Source organism: Curtobacterium sp. 1544 (assembly GCF_040544915.1).
Classification (GTDB): domain Bacteria; phylum Actinomycetota; class Actinomycetes; order Actinomycetales; family Microbacteriaceae; genus Curtobacterium; species Curtobacterium pusillum_C.
In genome coordinates this window covers 146,523-159,087 of the sequence record NZ_JBEPKX010000002.1, presented here as the reverse complement: position 1 = coordinate 159,087, position 12,565 = coordinate 146,523, and the positions used below count along the sequence as shown (strand labels likewise).

Sequence of the window (12,565 nt, the reverse complement as noted above, 5' to 3'; positions counted from 1 at the left end):
TCCCGTGAGCGAGAACCCCCTTGCCCCGCAGCGACTGCGGTTCCCGACGGACCCCTCCGCGCTCGAGGCGCGCATCTGGCCCGCGTCCGCGACGCGGACCGACGACGGCGACCTCGTCGTCGGCGGTGTGACGGCGTCCGACCTCGTCGCGCAGTACGGCACCCCGCTCTACGTGGTGGACGAACGCGACGTGCAGTCCCGTGCCGTGCGCGTGCGGAACGCGTTCACCGAGGCGTTCGAGCGCATCGGCACCCGGGCGCACGTCTACTACGCCGGCAAGGCCTTCCTGACGACGCAGGTCGTGGCGTGGATGGCCGAGGCGGACCTCCGCGTCGACGTCTGCACCGGCGGCGAACTCGCGGTGGCGCTGGCCGGCGGCATCGACCCGGCACTGTTGGGCTTCCACGGCAACGACAAGTCCGACGCCGAGATCGCACGCGCGGTCGAGGTCGGCGTGGGCACGATCGTCCTCGACAGCCACGAGGAAGTGCAGCGCGTGGCCCGTGCCGCGGCGGACGCCGGGATCGTGCAACGCGTCCGCATCCGGATCAACAGCGGTGTCCACGCCTCGACGCACGAGTACCTCGCCACCGCCCGGGAGGACCAGAAGTTCGGCATCCCGCTGACCGAGGCGGTGGCCGCGGCCGAGGCGGTCCGTGCGGAGTCCTCACTCGCGTTCGTCGGCCTGCACTCGCACATCGGCTCGCAGATCTTCGACGAGTCCGGCTTCCGCGAGGCAGCGCGACGCCTGATGGACGTCCACGCGACGCTCGTGGCGACCGGCCCGGTGCCGGAGCTCAACCTCGGTGGCGGCTGGGGCATCGACTACACCGAGGCCGACTCGGCGTTCGAGCCCGAGGACGTCGCCGAGGCGCTCGCGACCATCGTCGCCGAGGCCTGCAGCGAGCGGGACATCCCGGTGCCGGAGATCGCGGTCGAGCCCGGGCGGTACATCGTCGGGCCGGCCGGCATCACGTTGTACCGGGTCGGGACGATCAAGCCCGTGACGCTCACGGACGAGTCGTCCGACGCATCCGGCGCGCGAGAGGTCTCCGCCACGCGCACCTACGTCTCGGTCGACGGCGGCATGAGCGACAACGCCCGGCCCGCGCTGTACGGCGCCGACTACACGGCTCGGCTCGCCCGCACCTCGGACGCCCCGGCGGTCCTCACCCGCGTCGTCGGCAAGCACTGCGAGAGCGGCGACGTCGTCGTGAACGACGAGTACCTGCCCGGGGACGTGCACCGCGGCGACCTGCTCGCCGTCGCGGCCACCGGTGCCTACTGCTGGAGCCTGGCGAGCAACTACAACCACGTCGGCCGCCCGCCGGTCGTGGCGGTCGCCGACGGCACTACCCGTATCCTCGTGCGTGGCGAGTCGATCGACGACCTCCTCGCCCGCGACACCGGGGTCGCGCCGGGGGCCTGACGTCCCCGACCCGACCCGACTCCCCACGAACAGGACCCGCACCAGATGATCGAATACCGCAACGTCCGCGTCGCGCTGCTCGGAGCCGGCTCGGTCGGCTCCCAGGTCGCCCGGCTGCTCCTCGAACACGGCGACGAGCTGGCCTCGCGTGCCGGCGCCGGCCTCGAACTCGTGGGGATCGCCGTCCGCGACGTCGACGCCCCGCGCGACGTCGACCTGCCGAAGGAGCTCTTCACGACGGACGCCGAGTCGCTGATCCTCGGTGCGGACATCGTCGTCGAGCTGATCGGCGGCATCGAGCCCGCGCGCACGCTCGTCCTCCAGGCACTGCAGTCCGGCGCCGACGTCGTGACGGGCAACAAGGCGCTCCTGGCGACCCACGGCCCGGAGCTCTTCGCCGCGGCCGAGCAGGTCGGCGCACAGCTCTACTACGAGGCCGCCGTCGCCGGTGCGATCCCGATCATCCGCCCGTTGCACGACTCGCTCGCCGGTGACCGCATCGTGCGCATCATGGGCATCGTCAACGGCACCACGAACTTCATCCTCGACCTGATGGACCGGGAGGGCGCGACGTTCGAGGACGCCCTCGCCACGGCCACCGAGCTGGGCTACGCCGAGGCCGACCCGACCGCGGACGTCGAGGGCTACGACGCCGCGCAGAAGGCCGCGATCCTGGCGTCGCTCGCGTTCCACACCTCCGTCCCGCTCGCCGCCGTGCACCGCGAGGGCATCACCTCGGTCACGATCGAGCAGGTCCGCGCCGCGCGCAAGGCCGGGTACGTCGTGAAGATCCTCGCGACCGCCGAGCGCCTGACCGACGCGGACGGCACCGAGGGCGTCAGCGCCCGTGTCTACCCGGCGCTCGTGCCCGAGTCGCACCCGCTCGCGAGCGTGCACGGCGCGAAGAACGCCGTGTTCGTCGAGGCCGAGGCCGCCGGTGACCTGATGTTCTACGGCGCCGGTGCCGGTGGTGTCGAGACCGCGTCGGCCGTCCTCGGTGACCTGGTGTCCGCCGCGCGCCGGCACGTCATCGGCGGCCCCGGTGTCGCCGAGTCGACGCAGGCCGACCTGCCCGTCTTCCCGATCGGCACCGTCCGCACCCGCTACCAGATCACGTTGCACGTCACGGACGCCCCCGGCGTGCTGTCGACCGTCGCCGGCGTCCTGGCGAAGCACGGCGTCAGCGTCGAGACCGTCGAGCAGACCGTGGCTTCGGGCTCCGACGCGACGGCGACCCTCGTGATCGGGACGCACCTGGCGCGCGAGTCCGACCTGGCCTCGACCGTGGTGGCACTCCGCAACGAGGACGTCGTCGTCGAGGTCACGAGCGTCCTGCGGGTCGTCGGCGCCTGACGCCGACGTCTGACGACACACCAGCTTTCGAACGAAGAAGAAGGGGAGCCTCATGGCCCACCAGTGGCAGGGAGTCCTGCGCGAGTACGCCGACCGTCTCGACGTCACCGAAGCGACGCCCGTCGTCACGCTCGGTGAGGGTGGGACGCCCCTCATCCCGGCGCGCCGCCTGTCCGAGCGCACGGGCGCCGAGGTCTACGTCAAGTTCGAGGGCATGAACCCGACGGGTTCCTTCAAGGACCGCGGTATGACGATGGCGATCTCGAAGGCCGTCGAGCACGGTGCGAAGGCCGTCATCTGCGCCTCGACCGGCAACACCAGCGCGTCCGCCGCCGCGTACGCCACGCACGCCGGCATCACGGCCGCGGTCCTCGTGCCCGAGGGCAAGATCGCCATGGGCAAGCTCAGCCAGGCCGTCGCGCACGACGCCCAGCTGCTGCAGGTCCAGGGCAACTTCGACGACTGCCTCGACATCGCCCGCGACCTGGCGGCGAACTACCCGGTGCACCTCGTGAACTCCGTCAACAACGACCGCATCGAGGGACAGAAGACCGCCGCGTTCGAGGTCGTCGACGTGCTCGGTGACGCGCCGGACTTCCACTTCCTGCCCGTCGGCAACGCGGGCAACTACACCGCGTACTCGCGCGGCTACCGCGAGGACGTCGCCGCGGGCCGCTCCACGAAGCTCCCGCGCATGTTCGGCTTCCAGGCCGCCGGCTCTGCCCCGATCGTCCGTGGTGAGGTCGTCCGCAACCCGGACACCATCGCGTCGGCGATCCGCATCGGCAACCCCGCGTCGTGGGAGTTCGCGCTCGAGGCCCGTGACGAGACCGACGGCTACTTCGGCGCCATCACCGACGAGGCCATCCTCGCTGCGCACCGCATCCTCTCCGCCGAGGTCGGCGTGTTCGTCGAGCCGGCCTCCGCGATCGGTGTCGCCGGCCTGCTCGAGCGTGCCGATGCCGGCATCGTGCCGAAGGGTGCGAAGGTCGTCATCACGGTGACCGGCCACGGTCTCAAGGACCCGCAGTGGGCCCTCCGTACGCAGGACGGCGGCGAGGTAGCCCCGACGAGCGTCCCCGTGGACACGAAGTCGGTCGCCGACGTGCTCGGACTGGTCGGCTCCGAGTGAGCCCCGACCGCTCGTCCGGACCGGGGGAGGGCATGACCGCCCAGATCGCTGTACCGGCCGGACGGGCGGTCCGTGTCCGCGTCCCGGCCACCTCGGCGAACCTCGGCCCCGGCTTCGACTCGCTCGGCCTCGCGCTCTCGCTCTACGACGAGGTCGTCGTCCGCGTCCGTCCGGAACCCGGCGCGACCGTCACGGTCGACGGTGTGGGCGCCGGCGAGGTCGCCACGGACGACGACAACCTGGTCGTCCGTGCGGTGCGCCGCGGACTGGAGCACGCCGGCGTCCCGCAGCCCGGACTCGAACTGCACGCCGTCAACGCCATCCCGCACGGCCGCGGCATGGGCTCGTCGGCCGCCGCGATCGTCGCCGGACTCATGGCCGCCCGCGGGCTGCTCGAGGGCGTCGTCGACCTCGACGCCTCGACCCTGCTGACCCTGGCGACCGAGATGGAGGGGCACCCGGACAACGTGGCGCCCGCCCTCTTCGGCGGCCTCACGATCGCGTGGATGACGGCCGAGGGCCCCGCGTACAAGCGGCTCCTGGTACACCGCGGTGTGTCGCCGGTCGTCTTCGTGCCGACGTCCACCTTGTCGACGAAGCTCGCGCGCTCCCTGCAGCCCGCGAGCGTGCCGCACGAGGACGCGGCGTTCAACGTGTCCCGTTCGGCGCTCCTCGTCGCGGCGCTCATCCAGAGTCCGGAGCTGCTGCTGGCGGCGACCGAGGACCGCCTGCACCAGTCGTACCGTGCGAGCGCGATGCCGGAGACCGACGCCCTGATCGGCCTGCTGCGGCAGCACGGTCTCGCGGCCGTGGTCTCGGGAGCCGGCCCGAGCCTCCTGGTCCTCGGCAGCGACCCGGGTCAGCGCCTCACCGCGGCCGAGCTGGTGACGCGACACGGTGAATCCGACTGGCGGGCGCTCATGCTGGCCGTTGATCTGGGTGGTGCTACAGTGGTGCCGCACTCGGCGCTCCAAGCCGAACCCGCGTAGGCAGCAGGAACGTTCCTCGCCATGCAGGGTCCGGTGCGCGGGGGCAATCTCTTTCTGATCACCGAATCCCGGTCCGTCGTCTGAACGGCGGTCGATGCATACCCGTGCATCCGGGACGGTGGAAACTCTCCGCGGTCTGCGGTTCGAAAGGAAACACCGACCTTGACGAACGTCAACGACTCCACCCAGGTGGAGATCCCCAGCGATCTGCGCGCCCTCCGGCTCCCGGAACTCCAGCGCATCGCCTCCTCGCTCGGCATCACCGGGCTCTCCAAGCTCCGCAAGGGCGACCTCATCGCCTCGATCGAGGACAAGCGTCCCGTGACGGACGAGGCCCCCGCGACCGAAGCGCCCGTAGCCCCCGCGGCGCAGGCGTCGGCACCGGTCGAGCAGCCGACGCTGCCCGAGCCGACCGAGGCCCCCGCCGCCGAAGCGCCCGTGGCGACCGAGACCCCCGCCGACGCCCCGGCCGAGCAGCAGCCCAGCTCTCGGGCCCGTCGCTCCCGTCGGGCCTCGTCCGGCGGCACCGTGAGCGCGGAGCCGACCTCGGCCGCCGAGCACACCAACCACGGCCAGACCGGCACCGAGGACCTCCTCGCCGGCCTCGACCAGGTCCGTGCCGAGAAGGACGCCCAGGAAGCAGCCCAGGCCGGCGGTCAGCGCCGCGGCCGAGGGGCTCGTGGCCAGCAGAACGGCCAGCAGAACCAGCAGGCCGAGCAGCAGAACGCGCCGCAGGCCGAGCAGCCGAACGACCAGCAGGACCAGGCCCCGCAGTCCCAGCCCCAGCAGGAGCAGTCGGCCGAGCAGTCCGGCGAGTCGCAGGACGGCGCCGACAACGGCGACCAGAACGACCAGCAGGGCGAGGGCGGTTCGCGTCGCGGCCGCCGCAGCCGTGGCCGCGGTCGTGGCCGTGGGCAGAACGCCGAGAACGGCGAGCAGGGTGGCGACCAGAACGGCCGCGACAACGCGCAGAAGAACGACAACGGCCAGAAGAACGGCCAGAACGGCCAGCAGGGCGAGCAGAAGAACGCCCAGCAGGACGACAAGAACGAGCAGAAGCAGAACGGCCAGCAGCAGAAGCAGGGCCAGCAGCAGAAGCAGCAGCAGGCCCAGCAGAACGCCGACGACACCGAGGGTGGCCGCAGCCGTCGCCAGCGTGACCGCAAGCGCGGCCGGGGCGGCCAGAACGACGAGTTCGAGCCGGAGATCACCGAGGACGACGTCCTCATCCCGATCGCGGGCATCCTCGACGTCCTCGACAACTACGCCTTCGTGCGGACCTCGGGCTACCTCCCGGGCCCGAACGACGTCTACGTCTCGCTCGGCCAGGTGAAGAAGTACCACCTGCGCAAGGGTGACGCGGTCGTCGGCGCGATCAAGCAGCCGCGGGACAACGAGCAGCAGAGCCGTCAGAAGTACAACGCCCTCGTGAAGGTCGACTCGGTGAACGGGCAGACCGCTGAGGAGGCCGCCGCGCGCGTCGACTTCCAGGACCTCACCCCGCTGTACCCGAACGAGCGCCTCCGCCTCGAGACGGAGCCGGGCAAGCTCAGCACGCGGATCATCGACCTCGTGTCGCCGATCGGCAAGGGCCAGCGCGGCCTCATCGTCTCCCCGCCGAAGGCCGGCAAGACGGTCGTGCTCCAGGCCATCGCGAACGCGATCGCCAAGAACAACCCCGAGGCGCACCTCATGGTCGTCCTGGTGGACGAGCGTCCCGAAGAGGTCACCGACATGCAGCGCACGGTGAAGGGCGAGGTCATCGCCTCGACCTTCGACCGTCCGGCAGAGGACCACACCACGGTCGCCGAGCTCGCCATCGAGCGTGCGAAGCGTCTCGTCGAGCTCGGCCACGACGTGGTCCTGCTCCTCGACTCGATCACCCGCCTGGGCCGTGCCTACAACCTGGCGACGCCGGCCTCCGGTCGCGTGCTCTCCGGTGGCGTCGACTCGTCGGCGCTGTACCCGCCGAAGCGCTTCTTCGGCGCGGCGCGCAACATCGAGGACGGCGGCTCGCTGACCATCCTCGCCACGGCGCTCGTCGAGACCGGGTCGAAGATGGACGAGGTGATCTTCGAGGAGTTCAAGGGCACGGGGAACATGGAGCTCCGCCTCAACCGCCACCTCGCCGACAAGCGGATCTTCCCCGCCGTCGACGTCAACGCCTCCGGGACCCGTCGCGAGGAGCAGCTGCTCTCCGCCGACGAGGTCAAGATCACGTGGCGCCTGCGTCGTGCCCTCGCCGGGCTCGACCCGCAGCAGGCCCTCGAGATCGTGCTGCGGAACCTGAAGGAGACGCAGTCGAACGTCGAGTTCCTGGTCCAGGTGCAGAAGTCGGTCCCCACGACCGGCGGGCACCACAACGGTCACCAGGAGTAACGCGTGTTCGAGTCGGTAGCGGGGCTGCTGGCGGAACACGAGGACCTGACGCAGCAGCTGTCGGACCCCGCGCTCCACGCCGATGCGGCCCGGGCGAAGAAGGTGAACCGGCGGTACGCCGAGCTCAACCAGATCAAGTCCGCGTACGAGGCCTGGAAGGCGGCGGGGGACGACCTCGCCGCCGCCCAGGAGCTCGCGCGCGAGGACGAGGCGTTCGCGGACGAGGTCCCGACACTCGAGGAGCAGCTGTCGGAGCGCCAGGAGCGTCTCCGGCGGCTGCTCATCCCGCGCGACCCCGACGACGGGCGCGACGTGATCATGGAGATCAAGGGCGGCGAGGGCGGCGAGGAATCGGCGCTGTTCGCGGCCGACCTCCTGCGCATGTACTCGCACTACGCCGAGTCCAAGGGCTGGAAGATCGAGATGCTCGAGCGCACCGAGTCCGACCTCGGTGGCTACAAGGACGTCCAGGTCGCGATCAAGTCGAACGCGACCGACCCGTCCCAGGGTGTCTGGGCGCACCTCAAGTACGAGGGCGGCGTGCACCGCGTGCAGCGTGTGCCGGCGACCGAGTCCCAGGGGCGCATCCACACCTCGACGACGGGCGTGCTCGTCTTCCCCGAGGTCGACGAGCCCGAAGAGGTCCAGATCAACCAGAACGACCTCAAGATCGACGTCTACCGGTCCTCCGGCCCCGGCGGTCAGTCCGTCAACACGACGGACTCCGCGGTCCGCATCACGCACCTGCCCACGGGCATCACAGTCGCGATGCAGAACGAGAAGTCGCAGCTGCAGAACCGCGAGGCCGGCATGCGCGTCCTGCGTGCCCGCATCCTTGCGCGGCAGCAGGAAGAGCTCGACGCCATCGCCTCGGACGCGCGCAAGTCGCAGATCCGCGGCATGGACCGTTCGGAGCGCATCCGCACGTACAACTTCCCGGAGAACCGCATCGCGGACCACCGCACCGGGTACAAGGCGTACGACCTGGACCGCGTGATGAACGGTGCGCTCGAGCCCGTCATCCAGTCCGCCATCAGTGCGGACGAAGAGGCACGCCTGGCCGCCATCGGCGACCAGGACGCCTGATCGTCGGACTGGAGGCACGGATCACCGTGGGTGGTGACGGAGCGTTCGCCGCGGATCGCCTCCTCAGGGAGGCGACCGCGGCGCTCGGTGCTGCGGGCGTGCCGACGCCGCAGGTCGACGCCGAGCTCCTGCTCGCGTGGGCGACTGACACCTCGCGCGGCGCCGTCCAAGCCCGCGCGCTCACCGGCGGTGCGATCGCGGCCGAGCACGTGGAGCGCTTCCGGCACGCTGTCGCGCGACGGACGACCCGCGAGCCGCTGCAGCACATCACGGGCGAGGCGTACTTCCGCGCGCTCACCCTGGCGGTCGGCCCGGGCGTCTTCGTCCCGCGGCCCGAGACCGAGGGCGTCGTCCAGTTCGGCATCGACGCACTCCGGGCGGTCGCCGTCCCGGAGCCGGTCGCGGTCGACCTCGGCTCCGGCAGCGGTGCCATCGCCATCGCCATGGACACCGAGGTGCCGAACGCCGTCGTGTACGCGGTCGAGGCCTCGCCCGAGGCCCTGCCCTGGACCCGCCGGAACATCGACGCCCACGGCGGCACGGTCCGCCTCGTCGAGGGCGACCTCGCCGACGCGCTGCCCGAACTCGACGGCACCGTGTCGGTCGTCGTGTCGAACCCGCCGTACGTCCCGGACGACGCGGTGCCGATCGACCCCGAGGTCCGCGACCACGACCCGGCGATGGCGCTCTACGGCGGGCCGGACGGCCTCGACGCCGTGCGTGCGCTGGCCGAGACCGCGTGGCGTCTGCTCGTTCCCGGGGGAGTCCTCGTGATCGAGCACGCCGAGCCGCAGGGCGCCGGCGTCCGCGAGGTCCTGGCGCGCCGGGGGTTCCGTTCCCCGGAGACGCACCAGGACCTGACGGGACGCGACCGCACGACCACCGCGACCCGCTAGCCCGAGCCGCCCCGCGCCTCCAGTCCGGGTGTGGCGCTGCCCACTGCCGGACGTCACCTGGTCGTTCCGGGCGTACCTGGTCGGTTCTTTCCGCTCGGTACGCCCGTTTCCACTCTCCATCGCGAGAGCGATGGGAAAGATCGGGCGGTCCCGGTGCTACGCGACGGGGGCTGCGGCGTGCTGTTCCGCGACGAAGGCGAGGACCGCTTCGCGCAGGTCGGTGTGCTCCTCGACCAGGACGGCGTGGATGCCGACGCCCCGGGCGCCCTCGACGTTGATCGGCATGTCGTCCGCGAAGAACGTGCGCTCTGCCGGTACGCCGTGGTGCTCGACCGCCCGGAGGAACACCTCGGGCTCGGGCTTCCGCGCCCCGAAGTTGCTCGTGGTGTCGAGGTGCTCGCCGAACAGCGGCGGCAGGGACGGCGCCCAGCGGTCGATCCAGCGACCGGCCAACGGCCCGTTGTTCGTGAGGAGACCGACCCGCCCGTACTCGCTCGCCACGCGGACCGCCTCGATGCGCTCGGGCAGCTCGGTCATCGCGGCACCGCGGATCCGTGCCCAGTCGGCCTCGGGCACGTCGCAGCCCATCGCCTCCTCGAACGCGGCGAGGTACGCGTCGCCGTCGGCGTACCCGCCGGCCTCGGCACGCTGCTCGTTGCCGCAGTCCCACCACCGGCGGCGGAGCTCCTGGAAGTCGTGCCCGGTGAACTCGGCGAGGGCGGCCATCCGCACCTGCCAGTCGTACCGCACGAGGACCTCGTCCATGTCGAAGAGGAACAGGAGTCGGGGCGCAGGCGTCTCGTTCACGATGCCACCCATTGTGTCGCACTATCATCGTCGAGTCATGGCATCCCGATACGACTGCACCGACTCCGACGGGCTCCTGACCGGGATGCGGCTCGCACGTGCCGCACTCGGGCGCGGAGAACTCGTCGTCGTCCCCACCGACACCGTCTACGGCGTGGCCGCGGACGCCTTCAGCGCGGCCGCCGTCCAGCGCCTGCTCGACGCGAAGGGCCGCACCCGCCAGTCGCCGCCGCCGGTGCTGATCCCGGGTCCGCCGACCCTGGAAGCACTGGCGAGCGACATCCCGCAGCAGGTGCGCGACCTCGTGGCCGAGTTCTGGCCCGGCGGTCTCACCGTGATCCTGCGCGCCCAGCCGTCGCTCGACTGGGACCTCGGCGAGACGCGCGGCACCGTCGCCCTCCGCATGCCGGACTCCCGGATCGCGCTCGAGCTCCTGCAAGAAGTGGGGCCGCTCGCGGTGTCCTCGGCGAACTCCACGGGTGACCCGGCAGCGATGGACGCCGACCAGGCCGAGGCCATGCTCGGTGACAGCGTCGCCGTGTACCTCGACGGCGGCCCGATCGAGGCGCACGACGGGTTCGAGGCCTCCACGGGTTCGACGATCGTCGACGCCACGGGACTCTCCGACGGCGGGAAGCTCCTGATCGTCCGTCACGGCGTGATCTCGGACGACGAGATCACCAGGGTCGTCGGAGCCGACCTCGTCGGATGAAGTACTACCTGCTCGCCGGTGCCATCGCGGCCGTGGTGAGCTTCTGCGTCAGCTGGCTCGTGTGGAAGCTGGGGCTGAAGTACAAGTGGTACCCGAAGGTCCGTGAGCGGGACGTGCACCGCACGCCGACGCCGCGGCTCGGCGGGATCGCGATGTACATCGGCGTGATCGTCTCCCTGCTCGCGGCGTGGTTCCTGTTCCCGTCGATCGCCGGGACGGACTACTTCCGTCTCGTGTTCTCCGAACCGGGGCGCGTCCTCGCGGTGCTCGGGGGAGCGACGATCATCGTGGTCCTCGGTGTCGCGGACGACATCTGGGACCTCGACTGGATGACGAAGCTCGCCGGGCAGATCATCGCCGCGGGCATCCTGGCGTGGCAGGGCGTGGCGATCGTGTCCCTGCCGATCGGCAACACGCTCGGTGTCGGCTCGTCCTACATGAGCCTGATCTTCACCGTGCTGGCGGTGGTGCTCGTGATGAACGCCGTGAACTTCATCGACGGCCTCGACGGGTTGGTGGCCGGCGTCGCGATCATCGCCGGCGGTGTCTTCTTCCTGTACACGTTCTTCATCAACCGCGTGGTCGTGCAGACCGAGTTCTTCTTCAACCTGCCGTCACTGCTGACCGCGGTGCTCGTCGGCGCCTGCTTCGGGTTCCTCATCCTGAACTGGCACCCGGCGAAGCTGTTCATGGGGGACGCCGGCGCCCTGCTCGTGGGCTTCCTGATGGCGACGAGCGCCGTGTCCGTCACGGGCAACATCGACCCCGCCGCGGTGCAGACACGCCAGGCGCTCCTGCCGGCCTTCATCCCGATCCTGCTGCCGTTCGCGATCCTCATCGTGCCGATCCTCGACTTCGGCCTCGCCGTCACGCGACGCTTGAGCGCCGGCAAGTCCCCGTTCTCGGCCGACCGGAAGCACCTGCACCACCGGCTGCTCGACATGGGGCACTCGCACTTCCACGCCGTGCTGATCTTCTACGCGTGGACGGCCACGGTCGCCGTCGGCTGTCTGCTGTTCCTCTTCGTGGACTGGTACTGGGTCGTCGTGTTCGTCGCCGTCGGCTTCACGGTGTGCGCCGTCGCCACCTTCGCCCCGCTCGGCCGGAAGCGCGCCGAGTTCGCCGCCCAGGCCGCCACCCGCTCCACCACCGTGGTGGACGCCAGCCTCGACCCGCTCGACCGGGCCGCCAACGACCGCTCGATCCCAGGAGACATCACGTGACCGCACCGAACGCGCTCGACCACGTCCGGCCGGTGTTCCGCCGCATCATCACCTGGGGAGCGATCCTCGCCGTGGGACTCGCCGTGGTCGGGGGAGTCGTCGGACTGCTCGTCGCCGGCGTCCCCGGGCTCGTGGGCGGCCTGCTCGGTGCCGTCCTGAGCGTGGTGTTCCTCGGGCTGACCGCGGTGAGCGTGCTCGTGGCCCTTCGGGTGTCGAAGGGGCAGATGATCTCCGGTGCGTTCTTCGGCATCGTGATGGGCACCTGGCTGCTGAAGTTCATCGTCTTCATCGTCGTGCTGGTGCTGCTGCGGGACCGTGACTGGGTGGACTTCCCGGTGCTCGCGATCGCGATCATCGTCGGCGTCGTCGGCTCGCTCGTGATCGACGTCGTCGCCGTCGCGAAGGCGCGGATCCCGATCGGGGTGTCCCTCCCCGGAGACTCCGCGTCTCCTGAGAAGGACGCACCCCGCAACTGAGAGCCCGGGAAGCCTCTCGCACCTGATAGGCTTCTCGGAGTCCGCGTCCGGAGCAATGCTCGGAGCGGACGAGCCTCCACAAC

General features: G+C 70.9%; 11 protein-coding genes. 10 read left to right on the top strand and 1 reads right to left on the bottom strand.

Annotated features, from left to right (window positions below; all coding sequences use genetic code 11):
• Positions 1-4: 4 nt before the first annotated feature.
• From lysA to prmC, 7 genes are all read left to right on the top strand, one after another.
• On the top strand, positions 5-1,429 hold the full coding sequence (gene lysA, locus ABIC61_RS02280; RefSeq protein ID WP_354028655.1) for a diaminopimelate decarboxylase: 1,425 nt from the start codon (positions 5-7) through the stop codon (positions 1,427-1,429).
• Between the two features lie 45 nt (positions 1,430-1,474).
• A complete protein-coding gene (locus ABIC61_RS02275; RefSeq protein ID WP_354028654.1) occupies positions 1,475-2,782 on the top strand; it encodes a homoserine dehydrogenase in 1,308 nt (435 codons plus the stop codon).
• 52 nt (positions 2,783-2,834) lie between these two features.
• Positions 2,835-3,914 carry a threonine synthase gene (thrC, locus tag ABIC61_RS02270; RefSeq protein WP_354028653.1) on the top strand — a complete coding sequence of 360 codons (1,080 nt, stop codon included), beginning with the start codon at positions 2,835-2,837 and terminating at the stop codon, positions 3,912-3,914.
• A 32-nt stretch (positions 3,915-3,946) separates the two neighbouring features.
• On the top strand, positions 3,947-4,903 hold the full coding sequence (thrB, locus tag ABIC61_RS02265) for a homoserine kinase (protein WP_354028652.1): 957 nt from the start codon (positions 3,947-3,949) through the stop codon (positions 4,901-4,903).
• A gap of 162 nt (positions 4,904-5,065) precedes the next feature.
• Positions 5,066-7,282 (top strand): transcription termination factor Rho, encoded by a 2,217-nt coding sequence (gene rho, locus ABIC61_RS02260; protein ID WP_354028651.1) that lies wholly within the window; start codon positions 5,066-5,068, stop codon positions 7,280-7,282.
• Positions 7,283-7,285: 3 nt separating this feature from the next.
• A complete protein-coding gene (prfA, locus tag ABIC61_RS02255; protein ID WP_354028650.1) occupies positions 7,286-8,368 on the top strand; it encodes a peptide chain release factor 1 in 1,083 nt (360 codons plus the stop codon).
• A 26-nt stretch (positions 8,369-8,394) separates the two neighbouring features.
• A complete protein-coding gene (gene prmC / locus ABIC61_RS02250; RefSeq protein WP_354028649.1) occupies positions 8,395-9,264 on the top strand; it encodes a peptide chain release factor N(5)-glutamine methyltransferase in 870 nt (289 codons plus the stop codon).
• Between the two features lie 156 nt (positions 9,265-9,420).
• Here prmC and ABIC61_RS02245 read toward each other — a convergent pair whose 3' ends face one another.
• A complete protein-coding gene (locus ABIC61_RS02245) occupies positions 9,421-10,071 on the bottom strand; it encodes an HAD-IA family hydrolase (protein ID WP_354028648.1) in 651 nt (216 codons plus the stop codon).
• Positions 10,072-10,108: 37 nt separating this feature from the next.
• Here ABIC61_RS02245 and ABIC61_RS02240 point away from each other — a divergent pair, with 37 nt between their 5' ends.
• The 3 genes from ABIC61_RS02240 to ABIC61_RS02230 are packed head-to-tail and all read left to right on the top strand — an operon-like array spanning position 10,109 to position 12,482.
• Positions 10,109-10,783, top strand: a complete 675-nt coding sequence (locus ABIC61_RS02240; RefSeq protein WP_144749546.1) for an L-threonylcarbamoyladenylate synthase — start codon at positions 10,109-10,111, stop codon at positions 10,781-10,783.
• A complete protein-coding gene (locus ABIC61_RS02235; RefSeq protein ID WP_354028647.1) occupies positions 10,780-12,006 on the top strand; it encodes an MraY family glycosyltransferase in 1,227 nt (408 codons plus the stop codon). Before ABIC61_RS02240 ends, ABIC61_RS02235 begins: the two co-directional genes overlap by 4 nt.
• Positions 12,003-12,482: a Cg1360 family ATP-synthase-associated protein gene (locus tag ABIC61_RS02230; protein ID WP_260852477.1), complete on the top strand. Its 480-nt coding sequence runs from the start codon at positions 12,003-12,005 to the stop codon at positions 12,480-12,482. The genes ABIC61_RS02235 and ABIC61_RS02230 overlap by 4 nt, the downstream gene beginning before the upstream one ends.
• The last annotated feature ends 83 nt before the right edge of the window (positions 12,483-12,565 follow it).